Below are 21,102 nucleotides of genomic sequence, written 5' to 3' on the forward strand. Positions count from 1 at the left end.
CTCTTTTTTATCACATACTTCTTTATTACGGCTCATACTATGCCATTTTCTGCTATGACAAATACATTATCCAATCCTGTCCAACTCATTTATGCTGGCGGTACTTTTGGTAGCTATGGACGACCCTTAGCACCGTTATCAGCAGAAATATTCTTACCGACTTTACAAAAGCTATTGACTGACCGAGATAACGCTAACCACTTGTCTCAAATCTCATGGCTGGATAACGACTTAATTAAAGACAGTAGCCAGCTTACCCCTAACGACTTTGTACATTTTTATCAGCTTTTGCTAGCAGCCTATGCACAAGGTGACAGGCGTTTTGTACTCATCACTGGTACAGATACTTTGAGTTATTTGGGTGCGTTTTTAGCAGAAGCGTTTGCTGGCAGTGATATTTGTATAATCGTCACTGGTAGTATGCGCCCATTGTTAGACAGCGAGGTGATACATTCCTATGATATCGATGACCATAGCGACGCATGGGATAACCTCAGCGATTCACTAAAACTGGCTGCTGCTGGTGAGTCGGGTGTGAAGATTGCTTCTGGCGGTGAGTCTTGGCCTGCGCAAACGGTACAAAAAATTCATAGCCATGATTTGATGGCATTTACGGGTCACTCTAGAGCTGCCTATCCTGCCAATAGTTATATCAAAAACTTACCGGATACCCGCCGCCAGCATTGGCTCGATGATCAGCAAGCAATGATTGACCATATCGAATCTCGGGCTGAGCAAGCACGCATTCATGCTTTATATTGCTTGCCAAACGACACTGAGGTAATGACTAGCCAGCTACAGGCGTTATTATCACAGCCGCCATGTGGCATTATCCTGTTAGGATTTGGCGCAGGTAATGTTCCTTATTCTCAAGCGCTAGCAGAGGCACTAGAGCTTGCTTATAAAAACGGCCACATGGTGATATGTGCCAGCCAGTCTCCATTTGGCGGTGTCAGTGACAGCTATGCGGCTGGTAGTTGGCAATACCAGTATCATGTGATTGCTGGCGGACGCTTAACGATTCCTGCTATCTATGCACGATTATTATGGCTATTGCTGCGTTATGACAATCCCGCTCGGCGCAGACAACGTTGGTTGAACAATGTCAATCAGGCGGGCACCACTATCAAAAAACGTTAGACTATCGTTAAATATGTTTACTTTATAAGAACCAATACCAATCATGTCCAATACCAATCATGTCCGAGATTAACATGTCCGAGATTAACAGCAGCAACGCTGAAACGCCCACAACCTATACATTAGCCATTGCAATTGAGTTCTTGGGCACGCGCTATCATGGCTGGCAGCAACAACGAGAAGTATTAGGCGTACAAGAAGCATTAGAAACCGCTATCGGTAAAGTCGCAAATGAGGCGGTAGAAGTCGTCGCGGCTGGTCGTACCGATGCAAGCGTCCATGCCAGTAATATGATTGCCCACTTTACGACACGTGCCTATCGTCCTACTCATAACTGGCTGCGCGGAGTAAACAGTCTATTGCCTGATGATATCGCCCTGCGCTGGATTCAACCAATGCCTGACGACTTTCATGCGCGTTTTGGTGCCATTGCCCGTCGCTATCGCTACATCACGCTGAATCAAGCACAGCGCCCTGCTATTTTGAATCACCAAGTCACTCACATCTATGAACCGCTCGATTTAGCAGCGATGCAACTGGCGGCGGCTGAGATCGTCGGTACTCACGATTTTAGTAGCTACCGCGCCGCTGCTTGCCAGTCTAATCAACCGGTACGCTCAGTCAGTCACGCAAGACTCTTTGCCCATGGTCAGTTTATCGTTTTTGATATTCAAGCAGATGGATTTTTGCATCATATGGTTCGTAACTTAATGGGCACCTTGTATGCCATCGGTCGCCACGAGTTGCAGCCGGAAGCCTTTTTAGATATTTTAGCCAAAAAAGATCGTACTATCGCACCGCCTACTGCCTCTGGTGATGGTCTATATTTTATCAATGCTTACTATCCTGAGCATTTTCAACAACGACTGCCAAATGCTCCTTTAACCCCCATTTGGCTAAATTTACCTGACTAAATAAATAGGAGTTGGCATACATAACGATTACAGGCTGTCAAGTAAAAACCTAGTGCTGTATTGCTTTAATCCGCTAACTTACGTATAATATGGGCTTATTTTTAATTGATTGATACCAACTATGGCAAAAGACGATATTATTGAATTTGAAGGCGAAGTCATTGACACCCTTCCGAATACCCTGTTTAGAGTTCGTTTAGAAAACGGACACGAAATCATTGCTCACATCTCAGGTAAGATGCGTAAGCATTATATCCGTATCTTGACAGGTGATAAAGTTAAGGTCGAAATGACACCTTATGACCTATCAAAAGGTCGTATTACTTATCGTGGCAAAAACTAATTTCTTACACACTAAAATGGTTATAAAAGCATTTATATAAATACAGCTGGTTGCTAAATAGCTTCTTTTCGCTGATAGCTGATATAGACGCTTGGGTGGTTTAACTGATAATAATAATGAAAATGCTAACCTGCTCATTATTGCCTATCAATATTTTAGTTATTCAGTCTTAGTTATTTGTTTTTATCATAAAAAATACCGCTAAATTTCAGCGGTATTTTTTTGTCTAAATTTTATGAGTTGACTTACTTTCAAATTTCTAAATCATGATTAATAAGTAGCATGATTTAGAAATAGTGAGGTACTATTTAAACTCGACAGTCGCACCGTTTTGAATCACCCCTAGCAAAGCAAGTGCATCCCAATTTGTCAGGCGTATACAACCCGCTGAGGCTTGACGGCTGATACGGTCAGGATCTGGTGAGCCATGAATACCATAAGAAGGCTTACTAAGCCCGATCCATACCGAGCCCACTGGATTATTAGGGCCAGGTGGAAGAATAGACTTACTACCGTCTTTAGCAGTATAAGTATAATTAGGCTCATGTACCTTCACCTCTACCGTATGCGTCCCTGTTGGTGACGGTGTTGCCGTACTACCTACTGTGGTCGGATAGCTGGCAACTAAGTTGTCTTTATCATCATAGGCATATAGCGTTTCAGTGGCTTTATCAGCAACGACTCGACTGACAGGCTTGGTATTTGGATTGCCAGGATTATAAACTGTGATGGTTTCACCCGCCGTAAAGCTAGCCTTAGGGTTTAACGCTTTGAGATAGCTTTCACTAATATGGAATTTTTCTGCTAACCCTTCCGTGATGCTCTCATAATACAATCCCTCAAGTTTGGATTTGGCTTCAGCACCAGCTGGTATTTCTGTCATTTTAATATTAACATCCGCATCAGTTATCTGATAGCTGACTAGCACTGGCTGCACCGCGAGTTTTTCATTCTTTGTCAGCGCTTGCCATGTTTCGTTGTTTAGCGTGTCAGTGACTGCCAAACCATTTGCTTGTTGAAACGCTTGCATGGCCTTTCGGGTATTTTTGCCCCAATAACCATCAACAGGACCCACACCATTGTGGTGCCAATTCAATAAGGCTTGCAATTTAGTACCGATGATACGGTCGATATTCATCCCCTCTTTCCAAGTGGCATCATTCACCTTTTGCGCAGCAACTGATAAATTGTCTGTCGTGTACTTGATGGTAGGTAAAAATTTGTTCGAAGCATTTGCGGTTTTGCTATCACGTTCTAGCTTTTGGCTAACGCCATTGGTCACAGGGCTGACTTCTTCAGCAGCATTCGCCTTATTAGCATTATTTTTGCTAATACTGGCTTCATCGTTATTGGTCGGTGCTTGTTTGTCAAAGTTATTGGTCGTTGCTTGATTGTTAGCATTTACACTATCCAGTGGTGCTGCAACGCTTTGCCCCATAAAAACTGCCGTAGAAAAACCAATCATCGCTACTGCTGTGCTGATTTTTTTTAATTGATACACCTCATGCTCCTAATTTTTATAAAAATAATAAGTTTTATTTTGTTATGTTGTCATCAAGGCTTGTTATTTTGAGTTGTAACGCCTTCATAACCAACTTTACTCAAACACCTTTTCATCAGCTCTCTTCTAACGTGAAAGTCTGCGATTCTAGTGGTTTGTAAGCTGTTATAGTGTCATATTACCTTGTGAGCATATAACAGCTTTATGTTAATAAAGCCCTTGTCCTGCGGTGTCTGTGTTAAAACAAGTACTTTTTTACAACTATCTGGTTTAGTGTGTTACCGCTAGAAAGTGATTAAAATGAACATAAAAAAAACCCATAATTTGCTGAGCAAACTATGGGTTTAGAACGACGATTAAAGATAAAGATGAGAGTTTATCCCTATCGAAATAAAACAGGGGAAAATTCAATCTATATCACTATAGTGGGACTAGAGTAATTTAGCCAACACTGCTTGACCCATCTCTTGGCACCCCACTTGCTTCAATCCAGCTTCACTACTGTCCAAGATATCAAGCGTACGCAAACCATCATCAAGGACATCACTCACTGCTTGCTCAATCGCTTGTGCCGCTGCTTCTTGCTTAAAAGTATAACGCAGCATCATCGCAACCGATAAAATAGTCGCCAATGGGTTGGCTTTGTCCTTCCCAGCAATATCAGGCGCTGAACCATGACACGGCTCATACATCCCTTTGCCTGCTTCATCAAGACTGGCTGATGGCAACATACCGATAGATCCAGTGAGCATAGCAGCTTCATCAGACAAGATATCACCGAACATATTGCCTGTCACCATGACATCAAATTGCTTAGGATTCTTGATCAATTGCATACAAGCATTGTCAGCATACATGTGCGATAACGCTACGTCGCTATAATCTGCTTGCTGCATTTGGGTCATCGTTTGCTTCCACAGCTCGGTGACTTCTAATACGTTTGCCTTGTCCACTGAGCAAATTTTCGCTGCTGTGCCTGCTGCTTGCGCACGCGTTTTTGCCAATTCAAAAGCAACTTTACCGATACGCTGAATCTCGCTTGTGCTATAGACCATGGTGTTGTAGCCCTGCTGTTCACCATTCTCTAGTGTGCGGATTCCACGTGGCTCACCAAAATAGATACCACCAGTCAACTCACGAACGATAAGCAAATCCAAGCCTGAAATAATCTCAGGTTTGATACTAGACGCATTGACCAACTGCGGGTAAAGCTTTGCCACACGTAGATTAGCAAACAAACCAAGCTCACCACGTATTTTAAGTAAACCACGTTCAGGGCGCTTGCTGCGTTCAATACCATCCCATTTAGGGCCACCGACCGCTCCTAACAATACCGCATCTGCTGCACGGGCACGGTCTAGCGTTTCATCTGGCAAAGGCTCGCCCGTTGCGTCAATGGCCACACCGCCAATCAATCCAGATTCAAGTGTCAAATCTAACGCAAATTTCTTATTGACCGCATTCAGTACGTCAATGGCTTGAGTCATGATTTCGGGACCGATACCATCGCCCGCTAATGTTAAAATCGTTGCCATACTAATCCTTGTGGGTAGGTAGTTTTTTATTTATGTTAGGGCATGTCCTCATTTTAAAAATGGTGATAAAAATTGCCGTCAAACAAGGAAAGTAGCGCAAATAATATCGAGATATTGATAAGCTATTTAACGATGTTTGGCAAAATTTAGCCATTTTCAACTCATTTAGAGGATAATCGATTGAATTGAGGACAAGCCCTAATACTACAAATTTACGATATTTTCCTAAAAACGATTTTTAGTGCCTTCAATAGCACAAAAAACCGTGATCAATTTACTATTTTTGAAAATCAAATAGGCTTTAAGCTTTGGCTTTTACTTTCGATGATGCAGGCAATGCTTTCACGATACGAGTTTCTACAAACTCTCCTTGATGCTCAGCAGACAGCTCTTTACAAAATCGGCGCTGTACAGTGTTGCCTTGATACAGGTCAACACATAGCGGCTGTGGTGAAGCGGTGTCTAATAAACTGCCAGAATTATCGTTAGATTTTTTCTGATAAGCGCGTAATTGATAAGTATCAGCGTCAATAAAATCGTGAATTAAAGTAAAACGCTCAACATAGCCCAGATTGTTTTCTGGATAGAAATTCACCTGTACTTCGCGTTTTGCAGGTTTTACCCGCGCATAATAATTGGTTAAACCCGGCATGCCTGAGGCAGACAAAGGTACAATTTTAATCTCATTTTTATGAGCGAGTGGTGTCATATCTATGTTTGCGTGCATTGATGTTTGTGCATGCTTATTGCTGGTATGACTTTTGCCCTTTGCACTCATATCTTTCATCGCGACCAGCATGGCAGGATTGATAGGCTCATGCGTATCAGCCCCTATCACTCGTGTCTTATCTATCCGTGCAATTTCACAATGATAAGTTCCAATACAGGCAATATTGACTTCACCCGCAATCGGTTGAATCTTACCTGCCCATGCTTTGGCATTTTCTGCCTCATCTATTTTCTGATACCCAGTCAATAGCTGACAGCCTGACAACAATAAGCTTGCGGCAACAACCGTACTTGTCCATAAAGCATAACGTTTTTTATTCATAATGGCGGCTACTATTTATGAGAGAAATAATAAAATATCGTAAAAAAACTACCCTTCATTTTAGCCAGTTCACCGCCATAACTCAACGTTACATTATTACTGTTCAGCAGTTTTATAAGTAATGGCTTGCAGATTCATGATTTATGCTCGTACATCGTTAAATATCCATGGTGTTTTTTGCATCATCTTATGCTCATAATCTTTAATGGCATCGCTTTGCTGCAAAGTTAAACCAATATCATCAAGGCCATTTAACAAGCAGTGTTTGCGAAACGCATCTACGTCAAATGCATATTCTTCACCTGTCGAAGTAACGACGACTTGGCGTTCAAGATCTGCGGTTAGCTCATAGCCTTCATTAGCAAGCGTGTCTTTCATTAATGTATCTACAATTGCCTCGTCCAAGACAATTGGTAGCATGCCATTTTTAAAGCAATTGTTATAAAAAATATCTGCAAAGCTTGGCGCGATTACCGTACGAAAGCCATATTCAGACAACGCCCAAGGCGCATGCTCACGGCTCGAGCCACAGCCAAAGTTGCGGCGTGCCAGCAAAATAGTCGCGCCTTGATAACGCGGCTTATTTAGCACAAATTCTGGATTGATAACGCGTGTGCTATTGTCCTGCCCCGGATATCCTTCGTCAAGATAACGCCAATCATCAAACAAATTGACGCCAAATCCTGTGCGTTTAATAGACTTTAAAAACTGTTTTGCAATAATTTGATCGGTATCGACGTTTGCGCGATCTAATGGACAAACGATACCCGTTTGAGTGTTATAAGCTTGCATGAGTTTTCCTTAAAGTATCAATTACTAACGTAAAATTTTTTGACGGTCTAATGAATCTTAAAAGAGCGTGCCATTTGTTTAACAATACTTGTCATTTTAGTTTTTTCACTTTCAGGATAGTTCAGATGTAATACTGCTTCCTGACCATCCTTAACTTTAATAACATGATAAAAAACTTGACCGTCTTTTCTATAGCCGCTTGCTGTATAGGTTTTGTCTTTTAACAGCTCGTAAGTAACTGTCATGCCTGTTTTATATCGATGCTGCTTCTCTTGTAGATAATCACTATCTGTATAAAAGAAAACAGTTGGTGTATTACTCCCAAAGACCAAAATAGTGGCATTAGAATTGGGTAACTTAAAATGACGACCATCACCATTATCTGCCTCAGGCAACCATATCAGTTGATTTGGCACATCGACACAATAGGCAAATCTTCCATTACAGTAATCACGAGCCATCGCTAGCTGAGAGCTACCCAATAAGCAAAATAAAACAAACAGCATTTTCATTTTTATGCTCTATAGAAATGCAAAGTTAAAACGTTCTTACATCGACAAAGTGACCCGCCAATGCTGCTGCTGCTGCCATCGCTGGGCTGACCAAATGGGTACGACCGCCATTACCTTGACGACCTTCAAAGTTACGGTTAGACGTTGAAGCGCAATGCTCTTGTGGCTCAAGCTTATCAGCATTCATGGCAAGACACATCGAACAACCCGGCTCACGCCACTCAAAACCCGCCTCAGTAAACAAGGCATCTAAGCCTTCTGCTTCAGCCTGCAATTTCACTTGCCCAGAACCTGCCACAACGATGGCTTCTTTGATATTGTCCGCGACTTTACGACCTTTAATGACTGCGGCGGCATCACGCAAATCTTCAATACGCGAATTGGTACATGAACCAATAAAAATGCGATCAAGCTGGATATCGGTAATCTTTTGCCCAGCGTCTAAACCCATATAGGTATAAGCACGTAACCAGCCTTCTTCTTGTGCTTCATCTACCGCTTGATCAGGTGTTGGTACAGATTGAGTGATATCGACAACCATTTCAGGAGAGGTTCCCCAAGAGACTTGTGGCGCTATTTGGCTACCATCCAACTCAACAACAGTATCAAATACCGCGTCATCATCTGAATATAAGGTACGCCAGTAAGCTTCCGCTTGCGTCCATTGCTCAGATGTTGGCGCATAAGGACGACCTTTAACATATTCAATGGTCGTGTCATCGACTGCAACCATACCCACGCGAGCACCTGCTTCGATCGCCATGTTACAGACGGTCATGCGACCTTCCATACTCATCTCTTCAAATACTTGCCCAGCAAATTCGATAGCATGCCCTGTCCCACCAGCCGTGCCAATCTTTGCAATGATAGCAAGTACCACGTCTTTTGAAGTCACGCCAGCACCAAGTTTACCAGTGACGCGAATTTGCATATTTTTTGATTTCTTTTGAATCAAGCACTGAGTTGCCAATACATGCTCAACCTCTGATGTGCCGATACCGTGCGCTAAGCAGCCCAGCGCGCCATGAGTAGCAGTATGCGAATCACCGCAAACAACTGTCATACCCGGTAACACCAAACCTTGCTCAGGGCCAACGACGTGTAAAATGCCTTGACGAGCATCATTAATCGTAAACTCGGCGATATCAAATTTGGCGCAATTTTCATCCAATGTCACTACCTGCAAGCGTGATACCTTGTCCTTGATACCAAGCACGCCTTCTAAACGCTCTTTAGTGACTGTGGGTACGTTATGGTCAGGACTGGCGATGTTAGCCGACAGGCGCCACGGTGCTCTATTGGCCAGCTCCAAGCCTTCAAATGCTTGCGGACTGGTCACTTCATGCAACAGATGGCGGTCGATATAAATCAGGCTCGAACCATCGTCACGCTTGGTGACTTCGTGAGCATTCCAAAGTTTGTCATATAACGTTTGACCGGCCATGTTGCTATCCTTTATTGGTTGCTAATTACTGGTTTTTTACTTGCTTATAGTCATTCCACTATAAAAGTATTGCTGCGTTAACCTCGCTTGAAGCATTAAATATACATCTACACTCGGTTGCCTTGTACTACTTTTAAGTTGACTCGACTATAGTCTATGGTAAAAATTTTCTTTGAATTTTATACGTCGCGATACTTTATTATCAGCGGCATCGTCAGCGGCGCTTGTATCAAAATCGATATTTTTATATTGGTGATTTTACATTGATGACCATTATCAGCGCTTAAAACGTGCGATGAGCTGCGAATAGTCAATTTAATAGAATAAATATGTCACAATACGTCTTGATGTCTTGTGATTATAGCAGGCTAATCCTATAATAATAATTGATGATTTTTGCCCAGACGCAAACTTTTATTTCTAATACATTGTGATTGGGTCAGCCAACTTTTATTTATAGCTCGCAAAGTAGCTAAGGACATCCGTTTGAACACCACAAACTTGACGACATTCGTTACCGTTATGCACACTGGCAGCATCTCAGGTGCCGCAGAAAAACTGTTTATCACACAGCCTGCCGTCAGTAAACGCATCAAAAATTTGGAAGATGAATTCAACATTACTTTGTTTGATACGGTGGGACGCGGCATTGTACCAACCCAAGCAGCCAATGAAATGCTGCCGCATGCCAAGCGGTGGCTAGAAGATTATGAGAATTTTAAGATTAATCTGCAACACTCTCAGCATATCGTATCTGGTAAATTAGTGATCGGCACCAGTCATCATATTGGCTTGCACCATTTAGCGCCTGTACTTAAGCATTTTATCCAAGCTTATCCTGCCGTACAACTAGAAGTACATTTTGTTGATTCAGAAAAAGCGCACAAAGCCGTACTCGATGGCGATTTATCATTAGCATTTTTAACACTGCCGCCCGTTTATGATAAGCGCTTGACCTATCATACGCTATGGTCAGACCCTCTTTACTTTATGACAGGTACGCTATCGCCTTTAGCGACCAAATCTAATGTGACACTAGAGCAATTGGCGCGCTATCCTGCTATTTTACCGTCTGCTAACACTTTTACCAGTCAAATTACCTTGGCTGAATTCGCTAAGCACAATCTGAAACCCTATGCCACGATGAGCACCAATCCTCTTGAGTCTATTCGCATGCTGGTTTCTGTTGGTCTGGGATGGTCTGTATTACCGCAAACCATGATTAGTCAAGATTTAGAACGTATCGATATGGCAGACAATATAGAGTTACAACGCTATTTGGGTGTGGTTATCAATCCGAAATTGACGCAATCTAGCAGCGTTACTGCTTTGTTAGACTTGTTAGCGCCTATTGAATAAGACTCTCGCTAAATGAGGATTAGAGCGTGCTATGGAATCTAAAAAGCACGCTATTCGCATTTACAACCCTCATGCGTTATAATACGCTTGACGTTGTTTTTATAACAAAAATTTACTATAAGAACACTGATAGTCATATATTGAACACTTCGAGTAATATATGATGGTTAACAGTAGGTTTAATGGTTTTAAATGATTGGTTATATAGGTGGCCAATACTGATAAATGAGTCGCAAATGCGAGCAGTCGATGTAATATGGCATTCTTATTGATCTCTAAGCACTGCGAATTCGTATTAGCCCTAGAACAGCATCAATCATATAAAACTAACAGCAGATATTGAATAAAAGCCATTATGTCCTACTTAATGGCTTTTTTCGTCTTTAGATATTGTTTGGGACATCGTCCTATAACACTTAATCTTTATAGTTAAAATAATTACCGCCAACCATGTTGGTTAAGGACAATTTATATGAACGGAGTTTCTAGTGGCGTGCTGGTATCACTTGGCGCCTATTTTTTAGTGATGATTGGTATTGGCATTTACGCTTACTTTAAGCAAGCCAATGATACTGAAGGCTATATGTTAGGAGGACGCAGTTTAGGTCCCGCAGTCACTGCACTATCGGCAGGTGCATCAGATATGTCAGGTTGGTTACTACTTGGCTTGCCCGGCTATATGTATGCTGACGGTGTCGTGAGTATATGGATCGCACTTGGTTTGACACTTGGTGCATTTTTAAACTACCTTATCGTGGCACCTCGCCTTCGCGTTTATACCGAAGTGGCTGACAATGCCATCACTCTACCCGATTATTTCGCCAACCGCTTTGAAGATAAGTCGCACATGCTGCGTGTTATCTCAGCCGTGGTTATCATTTTATTCTTCACGGTTTATACTGCTGCAAGCCTAGTAGGCGGTGGTAAACTCTTCGAAAGCTCACTAAATCTTTCTTATAGCACTGGTCTATGGGTCACCGCTGGCGTTGTCGTTGCTTATACGTTATTCGGTGGTTTCTTAGCCGTTTCGATGACTGACTTTGTACAGGGTATCATCATGCTGTTTGCGATGGTCATTGTTCCTGTCGTCGCTTTCACTGATCTGGGTGGTATTTCAGCCACCACACAAGCGGTTAGAAATATTGATCCAAGCTTGCTTAACATTACTAATGGGATGAGTATCCTTGGCATTGTGTCATTGATGGCATGGGGTTTAGGTTATTTTGGTCAGCCACATATCATTGTACGTTTTATGGCCATTCGCTCAGTCAAAGATGTTCCTACTGCCCGTAACATCGGTATGAGCTGGATGATTGTCAGCCTTATCGGGGCACTGATGACAGGTTTTGCTGGTCGTGCGTATGTGCAAAAGACAGCGATGACTTTAGATGATCCTGAAACCATCTTTTTAGTATTTACGCAGTTTTTATTCCATCCATTGGTTTCAGGCTTCTTATTAGCTGCAATTTTAGCTGCGATTATGAGTACCATCTCATCACAGCTATTGGTGGTATCAAGCTCATTGACTAAAGATGTCTATAAGTTGTTTTTTGATCAAGATGCACCTGAGGCGCGTCAAGTATTGGTCGGCCGCATTTCCGTAATCATTGTCGCCGTTGTTGCCATTTTACTGGCGTCTAATCCAGAAAGCTCAGTATTGAATTTGGTTTCTAACGCTTGGGCAGGGTTTGGTGCCGCATTTGGACCGTTGGTTATTTTCAGCCTAATCTGGCGCGGTATGAACCGTAACGGTGCAGTTGCTGGTATGGTCGTCGGTGCATTGACGGTTATTCTATGGATTTATGGTCCTTTCCAGATGAACGGCATGGCACTCAATAGCTGGTTATATGCTATCGTTCCAGGCTTTATCTTAAGTACAATCGCCATTTTTGCGGTAAGTATCATGACAGGCGGTCCAAAAGCCTCTGTTACTGCGAAATTTAAAGAAATGGAACTCAATTTAAATAAATAGGCTTATCGCTACAATCATCACTATAAAAAAAACCTCACCATCATTGGTGAGGTTTTTTTATTACTGGCTCAAAGCGTCAAATAGGTTACGTCAAAAGGTCTTTGTTAATAACACCGTTGCAGACTTTTCATCACGATCATCATAGTAAGCAAAGTTACTTGAAGTTGTTTCATAATCAAAGACCAAACGCGGTGTCAAACCATACAAGGTAAAATCACGTTTCCAGACTTGCAAACCTAATGAAGTGGATTTGTCTTCTCTGGTTGAGCCCGGCACGCCGCCTACCGCATTATAATAGCCTTTCCATGCGCCACTTCCTGCTGGATAAGCATCGGCAGGATCGTCATAGTCCTTGATACCATAACCTACTGTTGCTAATGTTGAGAGTCCACGCCTCCATTCACGACCCCAACCAGCGTTTATAGAATTACGATCATAGCTAATAATACTCGACTTGGGCACATCGTTTCGATAATTACCTACACCCCCATAAAAGTATTCCTTGGCATCCTTAATATAAAAAGCATTTAAACCAAGGAATCTGCCATCTGTTTCGCGATTTGCATTGCTATCATCTTCAAAGGTTTCTTTGGACAAAATACCAGTCGCTGACAGTTTTAGCTTGGGCTTAACCCAGCGTGAGCCGCTGACAGTTGCGCCTTTACGCAAACTATAGGGCGCTTCATCATAATAGCGTTTGGTGATAAATGGGGTCAAAGAAACGTCGTTTTTGGCATCATCGTAGCCGACTCCAGTAGAGGCAGTGAATAGATAATCATTATAGTCAGGCTCATCCCAATATCCTTTTAGGGATGCATTACCACCCACTGTGGCATAGAAATTATTCGGTAAGTTAAAGCGTTTATTCGCGCTAGCAGACACCTGAAGGCCATTGGCTGATTTTTGCTCAATCGAGCGCCCTAAGTCAGATTGAATAGATGACGATGGCGCATCATTAATATTATTCTCTCTTACATAACTGGCAGAGGCATTGAATTGCCATTTTTCTGAACTATTGATCTGCGCCAATGAGTTTTGCACCCTAGCCATGACAGGTGCTGGTAACTCAACTGCCTGCAATTTTAGAAACTGCTCCTTTGCCGCCACATACTGCTTGTCTGCTTGCATGGCAATGGCCATATTCAAACGTACCGGATGAAAGTCTGGATCAGTTGCAAGCATGTCACGATAAATGGTAATGGCTTGTTTGTTTTTGGCTTCACTGCGATATATGAGCGCATCAGCGAATTTGATCAGCATTGGATCATTGGTTTTTAACGCTTTGTAATGCGGCAATAACTCTTTAACCGTTACCATATCTTGTGCAGACAATGCATCATTTAAATACTTGCTAAACGCTGCTGGATTGGCTTTTAGCGCTTCTAGATTATAAGCCGTTGCCTTGGCAAGTTGCTGACGACTTCTAATAGCATCTTGTGCTTCAGAATCTGATATAGCGGTAGAGGGTGCAGTAGGATCTGACACAGAAGTCTGATTTTCGCGTCTAAGCAACTCCGCAGCTTGATCAAGATCGGGTTTTATTTCTGGTAATTCTGGTGCTGCCATAACGGGTAGAGAAATCGCCATCATCGATAGTAAAACAGAAGCGGTGAGCGGTTTACGTATATATTGATTATTCATGGGTATCCTTACCTAAGTACGATCATTAACTTTCCAAACACTTTCCCAACTTTAGTCATCCTAAGGGATTTTAATGGTTTAATCGAGCAAAAAAGCGCCCTAGGACGCTTTCTCTTTTGTATCATACAGTCATATTATCTTATTGCTTTGCCGCACCGAACGTTCCTTGGAATTTAGTCCCCGTACCAGCTGCAGTTCCTTTTCCACCTTGATCAGATACATCTTGATAAATACCGCCTAAGAACTTCGCACCTTCACCATAGAAACCACCTGCGGTATCGATGCCATTTTTATTACCCACAAAAGTATTGCCCGCAATATCTGCATCAATTTTGATCTGATTGCCAGCAGGCATATATTTATAGTCCGTACCAGTAAATGATAATGTGCCATCGACTGAGCCATTGACAAAATCAACGTTGAAAGCAGAAGTACCATTAACTGGGGCTGTCGAAGCATTATCCGCTAAATGGATATTTTCAATATAAGTCGCACTGCCTGTATATTGAGCCTTACCATCATTAACACCTTTCAGACTGTCCATACCTGCTTGCGAGGTTAAGTAGCCTTGTACATATACATTGGCTGCACGTGAGACATCGCCTGCAAACGATGAGTTAAGATTGCCATATACATGACCAATCTGCATTTGATTGTCAAAGTTCTCATAAACAGCGCTGTATTGATAACTTGGATTAAGGTTACCTCTCCCTGCATCAACTGTGACTGCGCCAGTTGCATTGGTCAAAGACACCTCTATTGGTTTAAGGACCGTGTCTGGCTTAACCATATCAGCAAGTACTTTGCCTTTACTAAAGCTATTGAAATTGTTGCCTTTGCGATTGTCTATTGGGACATTAGAACCATCCTTAACGTTCGTTTCTGTCCATGCCGATTTATCATCTCTGATTTCCACATAACCAATCGCGTCTACCAGTTGACCTTGACCCAATGGTAATGTTTTATTTTTGCTACTTAAGGCGGTAGATTGGAAGCCTGTCATTGTAGACTCTACTGGAGCAGGAGCAGCGCTTGGATCTACTTTGCTAGCGCCATAAGTGCCTTTACCACCAGAAACTTGATAAACACCACCTAATAGACCTGCATCTTCACCAAAGAAACCCCCTTTAGTATCAACCCCATTCCAATTACCAGCAAAGGTATTTCCAATAATCTCGGCTTTGATTTTCTTCTCACTGACATTAGAACCTTCAAATGATAACGTACCATCTATTTGACTGTCGACAAAGTCCACATCAAACTCAGAGGTACCTATAATCGGATTAACACCAATGATTTCTTGCTCACTATTACCAATATAAGTGGCATCACCTTTATAAGCTACTTTGCCATCATTAATACCATTATCAATATTGTATTGTGACAAGCCTTTCATGTACTGCATATCGTCAGTGCTTGTACTGTTACCTTGTACGTAGACATTAGATAAGGTGTCTAATCGAATTCCATTGTTTGTCGTTTTGAGATCACCGTATAAATGACCGATTTGCATCTGATCATTGTAGTTTTTATAAACAGACGTATATTTGAAACGTCTGTTCAAATACCCTGCTGGCAATGAATATAAAGCACTCTTTTTAAATCCTGCTTCGTAGTCCTCATCACCTGCATCTCGTAACTTAAAGTTAGTAGTAGTATTTTTATCAAAACGTCCAGACCCAGTTTCTAATAAATTAACTTTAAGCGTATCGTAGTTAGCAGAAGTATTGGTATTGATAGCGCTATTGTCACTACCTGAGATCGTATTTTGGAAACCACTTATTGTTGCATTCACTGGAGACTGTGGATTGGTTGGTGCTGGTGGTAACTGCTGCGATGCTTCAAGAGCCTCTTCTGCAGCTTTTGCTCTAGCTTCTGCATCTGCTTTCGCTTGTAAAGCTTCATCAGCGCGCGTTTGAGCAGCAGCAGCTTGTGCTGTCGCATCTGCGGCTTGCTGATTGGCTTCTGCGACTTTTTTATCCGCTTCCACTTTGGCCTCACCAATCGCTTTGTCTGCAGCATTTTGTGCTGCTTGTGCAGCTTGTAATGCGGCGTCTTTTGCAGTCTCCGCAGCTTTTCTTGCAGCTTCTGCCGTCGACAAGGCTTGTAATGCAGCGGCTTCAGCCATTTCTGCTGCGGATGCACGTTCTAGGGCAGCAGCTAATTGCTTTTCACCATTACCAGCATTGGCTAGAGCGTCTTCTGCTCTTTGTAAGGCTTCTTGTGCTTTGACAGCGTCTGCTTGAGCTTTATCAGCAGCAGCTTTAGCAGCATTTGCCTGTGCCTGAGCATTAGCGATGGCAGCATTAGCAGCAGCTGCGGCTGCTTGAGCGTTTTTGGCAGACTGCTCAGCAGCGGTTTGTTTATCGCTGGTCGCGCCATAAGTTCCTTGGGCATTATTGCCAGCGTAAACACCGCCTAGGTACTGGGCATCACCACCAAAGAATCCACCTTCGGTTGTATAGCCTGCATTGTTAGCAGCAGTCCCTGAGAATTGGTTGCCATTAATGCTGGCGGTTAAACCAATTTTACCGGCTTTATTAAATGTGAGATCCCCTTTTACGTTTTTAGCCACAAAGTCTGCGGTGAATACTGATTTGCCAAATTCGATATCATTACCTAAACCAAGTTCACGATAAGTAGCATCACCGGTATAACCTACTTTACCTTCGGTTGGTATATTGGCAGCTTGAGTAGCATTACCAGTAACGACAACACCATTCACGGGTAGGGTTGAGCCTAACAATGCTACTTCAGCGGCACCATCGATATGACCGATGCGCATGTCATCGCCAAAGTCTTTATAAGTTGAGGTGTAGTTAAGTGGTAAGGTTTGACCAATTGCTGCGACGATAATTTCAGTATCGCCTTCATAGGTTTTAAACCCGCTCTGAGTTTCAGTATCGTTGGCCCCTGATGTTACGATAGCGACTTTAGGTAGTAGACCAGGTTGATCTGGCGTGGAGGGATCTTGTGAAGCGATGTCAGCTCTAGCATCTACTGTGGAACCATCTGCGCTGATGTCAAAGTCGCGGGTGGTGGTATTAAATACACCCAATGATCCAGCGTTGATATTCAGCGACTGCACGCCAGATTTCTCTGCTTCAGGGGCATTCTTAATGGTGGCGGCAGCTAAGGCATCTTTAGCAGCTTGGGCGGCAGCTTGAGCCGCAGTTACTTGGGCGGAAGCTTGAGCAGAGGCAACGGCTTGAGCTTGCTGAGCTGCAGCGGCTTGGTCATTAGCGGCGTCAAGAGCGACTTGGCGACGGTCAACTTCTGCTTGTAAAGCTTCGGTGTTGCCACCTGAGGCAAGTGCGGCGGCTAAAGCTTTCTCTGCAGCTGCTAGATCATCTGTTGCTTTCAATAAATCAGCTTTAGCTTTGTCTGCTTCGCCTTGGGCTTTATCTGCTTTTTGTTTCTCAAGCGCAGCTTGGGTTTTGGCAGCTGTGGCTTGTTTTTCTGCTTGAGTTTTGGCTTCTTCTGCAGCTTTCAAAGATGTCTCAATCTCTTTAGCCTTGGCCTCTGCTACGGTTGCACGATTATCTGCGGCTTTAGCCTTTTCTTCAGCCGCTTTCACTTTGGCAACTGCATCGGCGGCGGATTTTTTAGCGGCTGTTATTTCCGTTTTAGAAGCTTTTGCAGCCGCTTCAATTTTTGTTACCGCCTCTACTCGAGCGGCTTCTGCAGCGAGCTTGGCTTTTGCAGCTTCATCTTTTGCAGCATCTATCGCTGTTTTAGATGCCGCCATTACCTTCTCTGACTCTTTTCCAAAACTCTCTTGGGCTGCTTTAAGAGCATCTTGCGCAGCTTTGGTTTTTGCTTCTGCAACCTTGAGCGCTTCTTGTGCAGCTTTAGTTTTTGCTTCTGCAGCTTTGATAGCCTTTACTGCGTCAGCATTGCTGACATTGCCTCCACTATCAACATTTCCGCCACTTTCTGATCCTATTACAGGTGACGACTTAGGCGTAACCGTGCTATCACTACCGCTCGTTGAGCACGAAGCTAAAATGACAGTGGTTAAAATAACCACGCTGGCTTTGAGCGGTGTCTGTAGTTTTTTTACGGCAGATATCGCTGGTATCAAATGATGATTAAATGACATTCGTCTTCCTCCATGAAGAACTGGTAATATTCCATTATTTACTAACTTAGACACAACATATATTCAGTGCCTTGAATAGATAAACAAATGTAACATAAAAAGTCAATTAATATTATTCAAATATTAATGTCGGTAACCTTTAGTTACTAAATAAATTCAATCAATAAGTTAAATGATATAAATCGTATTACGTAAAAAATAAACAACAAAATTTTAATATAATGTATAACTGAAAATTTATCTTTTAGAAAAAATAAAAACGAATTATTGTTAAGTAAAATCCTAAAAAACTATCCTTAATATTCAATAAAATCATAATTTTAACTATAAAAATCACTAAAAATTTATTTCATTTTAAAAAGGTTGATGCCAGCGACAGATAGCGTTATTTTATTAAAATAGGTAAAAAATAGAATATCAGCCAATAAATACATTAAAAAGTTATATTGATTATTAAAAACAACTACTTCAAAAATAATATCCTTAAATTTTATTATTATTATTTATATAATATAACTAAAATCTGACTATATAGACAAACATTAGTTAATCAATAAAATTCTTATCATTTTATAAGAACCCTCTGCTCATCTTCACAGTCACAATATCAGGTATATAGATTCAGACATAAAAAAAAGCACCCTAAGGTACTTTTTTTATGTCTGAATTAAGAATTTATATGATCTTTATTTGGAATTAGGCTGCTTCTCAGCACCAAAAGTACCTTGGAAAGTAGTACCTTCACCTGGCTGAGCACCTTTACCCCCTTGAGTTAGAGCCTCTTGATAAACGCCACCTAAGAAGTTAGCATCCTCACCGTAGAAACCACCTGCTGTATCGATACCATTCTTATTACCAGCGAAAGTATTTCCTGTAATATCTGCATTGATATCAATCTTGTTACCAGTAGGCATGTAACTATAATCACCTGCTGCAAAAGACAGCGTACCTGCAACTTTACCACCAACAAAGTCTACGTCAAATGCTGAAGTACCATCAACTACTGGTCCACCACGAACACCATCTTTTAGATGTAGATTTTCCATGTAGGTAGCAACACCGCCATAAGCCACCATACCGTCATTGATATTATTATCGATATTGTATTGTGCTAAGTCTTTCATGTACTGCATGTCGTCAAGATTGGTACCGTTACCCTGTACGTAAACAGTAGAAACACGAGCTAAGTCACCTAAACCAAATAGGTCAGTTCTAGGATCACCATAAACATGACCGATCTGCATTTGCGAATCAAAGTTCTTATAAACAGATGAGTAATTGAGGTCTAATGCTACAGGACCTTGAACTTTAGTAGACTCAGTATGCAACTTAAATCCATTACCGTAATCTGTGTCTGCGTCTCCACTTATATTGATTAAAACTTGCTCTTTCACAGAGTCAGGTTTGGTCATGTCAGCACGAGCTATGAATTTATCATAACCAGTGAAATTATTTCCAGCACGATTATCTACTGGCACCTTAGAACCGTCTACATCTACCGTTTCTTTAAAGTCAGACTTGTCATCACGTATTTCTGCATAACCAATGGCGTCAGCTGTAAAGTTACCTTTTTTACTACTTAACGTATTGCTTTGGAAGCCAGTAAACTCAGTATCCACTTTAGCATCTGGATTAATAGGCGCTGTTGGCGTTGGCGTTGGCGTCGGCGTTGGCGTCGGAGTCGGCGTTACAACCTTATCTTTTTCTGCCCCATATGTACCTTGAGCACCGTTACCTTCGTAAACACCGCCTAGGTATTGGGCATCACCACCGAAAAAACCACCTTCGGTCTTGTAACCATTATTAGCTGCTGCTGTGCCTGAGAACTCATTGCCTGTGATATCAGCGGATAAACCAATGTTTTTATCACTAAAAGTGAGATCGCCTTTGACGTTCTTAGCAACAAAGTCTGCGGTGAATGCTGAGGTGCCATATTCAATAGCTTTGTCTAGACCAAGCTCACGATAAGTAGCATCACCGGTATAACCTACTTTACCTTCGGTTGGTATATTGGCAGCTTGAGTAGCATTACCAGTAACGATAACGCTATTTACGGGTAATGTTGAACCTAAAGCAACGACTTCTGCTTTACCATCGATATGACCGATGCGCAGGTCATCGCCAAAGTCTTTATACGTTGAGGTATAGTCTAACGGTAGCGTTTGACCAAGAGCAGCAACAACTATATCGGTACTGTCTTTATGAGCTTTAAAACCATTTTGAAGCTCGGTGTCATTTGAGCCTGATGTGTTAATAGCAACTTTCGGTAGTAAACCAGGTTGGTCTGGTGTGGCTGGATTTTGTGAAGCAATATCTGCTCTTGCATCGACAGTAGAACCATCTTCATTAATGGTGAAGTCTCGGGTAGTTGTGTTAAATACACCGAGTGAGCCTGCGTTGATATTTAGTGACTGAACGCCAGTTCTTGTGTCTTCAGGTGTTGGCGTCGGTGTTGGAGTTGGCGTTGGTGTTGGTGTTGGTGTTGGTGTTGGAGTCGGTGTGATTACTGGGCTACTACCATCAAAAATATCATTTAAGGTATATGAATCGCTTCCACTGCTTCCGCATGCGGACAAGATGACAGAAGTTAGTATGACAACACTGGCTTTTAAGGGGGTTTTTAGTTTCTTGGCTGTAGGTACAGCTGATATTGAATGACGGTTAGGTGACATTCGTCTTCCTCCATGGATGATTGATAGATATTCCTTTATCTACTAATTATAGAATTAGTATTTGGGCAATATTTGTAGATGACCAAATTTGATTCATACAAATTATTCATATTCGAACATGTCC

14 protein-coding genes are annotated in these 21,102 nt (G+C 42.1%); 5 read left to right on the forward strand and 9 right to left on the reverse strand.

Annotated features, from left to right (window positions below; translation table 11 throughout):
* The first annotated feature begins 54 nt into the window (after positions 1-54).
* From B2575_RS10800 to infA, 3 genes are all read left to right on the forward strand, one after another.
* The gene (locus tag B2575_RS10800) at positions 55-1,140 is read left to right on the forward strand and encodes an asparaginase (RefSeq protein ID WP_414707436.1); all 1,086 of its coding nucleotides are present in this window, start codon (positions 55-57) and stop codon (positions 1,138-1,140) included.
* Positions 1,141-1,214: 74 nt separating this feature from the next.
* Positions 1,215-2,054 (forward strand): tRNA pseudouridine(38-40) synthase TruA, encoded by an 840-nt coding sequence (gene truA / locus B2575_RS10805; protein WP_296241977.1) that lies wholly within the window; start codon positions 1,215-1,217, stop codon positions 2,052-2,054.
* Positions 2,055-2,175: 121 nt separating this feature from the next.
* Positions 2,176-2,397, forward strand: coding sequence for a translation initiation factor IF-1 (infA, locus tag B2575_RS10810; protein WP_045446828.1), 222 nt, complete (start codon positions 2,176-2,178; stop codon positions 2,395-2,397).
* Between the two features lie 304 nt (positions 2,398-2,701).
* Here infA and B2575_RS10815 read toward each other — a convergent pair whose 3' ends face one another.
* The 6 genes from B2575_RS10815 to leuC all read right to left on the reverse strand — a co-directional run bounded on the left by B2575_RS10815 (position 2,702) and on the right by leuC (position 9,232).
* On the reverse strand, positions 2,702-3,898 hold the full coding sequence (locus B2575_RS10815) for a L,D-transpeptidase family protein (RefSeq protein ID WP_296241979.1): 1,197 nt from the start codon (positions 3,896-3,898) through the stop codon (positions 2,702-2,704).
* 431 nt (positions 3,899-4,329) lie between these two features.
* A complete protein-coding gene (gene leuB, locus B2575_RS10820; RefSeq protein ID WP_296241980.1) occupies positions 4,330-5,433 on the reverse strand; it encodes a 3-isopropylmalate dehydrogenase in 1,104 nt (367 codons plus the stop codon).
* 301 nt (positions 5,434-5,734) lie between these two features.
* Complete coding sequence (locus B2575_RS10825; RefSeq protein WP_060490803.1) at positions 5,735-6,484, reverse strand: hypothetical protein; 750 nt, start codon at positions 6,482-6,484, stop codon at positions 5,735-5,737.
* Positions 6,485-6,625: 141 nt separating this feature from the next.
* A complete protein-coding gene (gene leuD, locus B2575_RS10830) occupies positions 6,626-7,276 on the reverse strand; it encodes a 3-isopropylmalate dehydratase small subunit (protein ID WP_055124341.1) in 651 nt (216 codons plus the stop codon).
* A gap of 47 nt (positions 7,277-7,323) precedes the next feature.
* A complete protein-coding gene (locus tag B2575_RS10835; RefSeq protein ID WP_201501499.1) occupies positions 7,324-7,788 on the reverse strand; it encodes a hypothetical protein in 465 nt (154 codons plus the stop codon).
* Between the two features lie 25 nt (positions 7,789-7,813).
* The gene (gene leuC / locus B2575_RS10840; RefSeq protein WP_201501500.1) at positions 7,814-9,232 is read right to left on the reverse strand and encodes a 3-isopropylmalate dehydratase large subunit; all 1,419 of its coding nucleotides are present in this window, start codon (positions 9,230-9,232) and stop codon (positions 7,814-7,816) included.
* A 486-nt stretch (positions 9,233-9,718) separates the two neighbouring features.
* Between leuC and B2575_RS10845 the strand changes: the two genes are divergently transcribed.
* Both B2575_RS10845 and putP read left to right on the forward strand, forming a co-directional pair.
* Positions 9,719-10,591: a LysR family transcriptional regulator gene (locus tag B2575_RS10845; RefSeq protein WP_045446822.1), complete on the forward strand. Its 873-nt coding sequence runs from the start codon at positions 9,719-9,721 to the stop codon at positions 10,589-10,591.
* 472 nt (positions 10,592-11,063) lie between these two features.
* The gene (putP, locus tag B2575_RS10850) at positions 11,064-12,563 is read left to right on the forward strand and encodes a sodium/proline symporter PutP (RefSeq protein ID WP_045446819.1); all 1,500 of its coding nucleotides are present in this window, start codon (positions 11,064-11,066) and stop codon (positions 12,561-12,563) included.
* A 90-nt stretch (positions 12,564-12,653) separates the two neighbouring features.
* On the opposite strand, the gene B2575_RS10855 is transcribed toward putP, so the two are convergent.
* From B2575_RS10855 to B2575_RS10865, 3 genes are all read right to left on the reverse strand, one after another.
* On the reverse strand, positions 12,654-14,204 hold the full coding sequence (locus B2575_RS10855) for a surface lipoprotein assembly modifier (protein ID WP_296241988.1): 1,551 nt from the start codon (positions 14,202-14,204) through the stop codon (positions 12,654-12,656).
* 139 nt (positions 14,205-14,343) lie between these two features.
* Complete coding sequence (locus tag B2575_RS10860) at positions 14,344-18,306, reverse strand: transferrin-binding protein-like solute binding protein (protein WP_296241990.1); 3,963 nt, start codon at positions 18,304-18,306, stop codon at positions 14,344-14,346.
* A 686-nt stretch (positions 18,307-18,992) separates the two neighbouring features.
* On the reverse strand, positions 18,993-20,978 hold the full coding sequence (locus tag B2575_RS10865; RefSeq protein WP_296241992.1) for a transferrin-binding protein-like solute binding protein: 1,986 nt from the start codon (positions 20,976-20,978) through the stop codon (positions 18,993-18,995).
* Positions 20,979-21,102: the final 124 nt, after the last annotated feature.

Origin of the sequence: Psychrobacter sp. UBA6739 (assembly GCF_002453835.1) — a bacterium.
In the GTDB taxonomy this organism is placed as follows: Bacteria; Pseudomonadota; Gammaproteobacteria; order Pseudomonadales; family Moraxellaceae; genus Psychrobacter; species Psychrobacter immobilis_A.

Bases quoted from the DNA above. Each gene is read 5' to 3' on its own strand.
- B2575_RS10800 (WP_414707436.1), top strand. From the start codon at position 55: ATGACAAATACATTATCCAATCCTGTCCAACTCATTTATGCTGGCGGT.
- truA (WP_296241977.1), top strand. From the start codon at position 1,215: ATGTCCGAGATTAACAGCAGCAACGCTGAAACGCCCACAACCTATACA.
- infA (WP_045446828.1), top strand. From the start codon at position 2,176: ATGGCAAAAGACGATATTATTGAATTTGAAGGCGAAGTCATTGACACC.
- leuB (WP_296241980.1), bottom strand. From the start codon at position 5,433: ATGGCAACGATTTTAACATTAGCGGGCGATGGTATCGGTCCCGAAATC.
- B2575_RS10825 (WP_060490803.1), bottom strand. From the start codon at position 6,484: ATGAATAAAAAACGTTATGCTTTATGGACAAGTACGGTTGTTGCCGCA.
- leuD (WP_055124341.1), bottom strand. From the start codon at position 7,276: ATGCAAGCTTATAACACTCAAACGGGTATCGTTTGTCCATTAGATCGC.
- B2575_RS10835 (WP_201501499.1), bottom strand. From the start codon at position 7,788: ATGAAAATGCTGTTTGTTTTATTTTGCTTATTGGGTAGCTCTCAGCTA.
- leuC (WP_201501500.1), bottom strand. From the start codon at position 9,232: ATGGCCGGTCAAACGTTATATGACAAACTTTGGAATGCTCACGAAGTC.
- putP (WP_045446819.1), top strand. From the start codon at position 11,064: ATGAACGGAGTTTCTAGTGGCGTGCTGGTATCACTTGGCGCCTATTTT.
- B2575_RS10855 (WP_296241988.1), bottom strand. From the start codon at position 14,204: ATGAATAATCAATATATACGTAAACCGCTCACCGCTTCTGTTTTACTA.
- B2575_RS10860 (WP_296241990.1), bottom strand. From the start codon at position 18,306: ATGTCATTTAATCATCATTTGATACCAGCGATATCTGCCGTAAAAAAA.
- B2575_RS10865 (WP_296241992.1), bottom strand. From the start codon at position 20,978: ATGTCACCTAACCGTCATTCAATATCAGCTGTACCTACAGCCAAGAAA.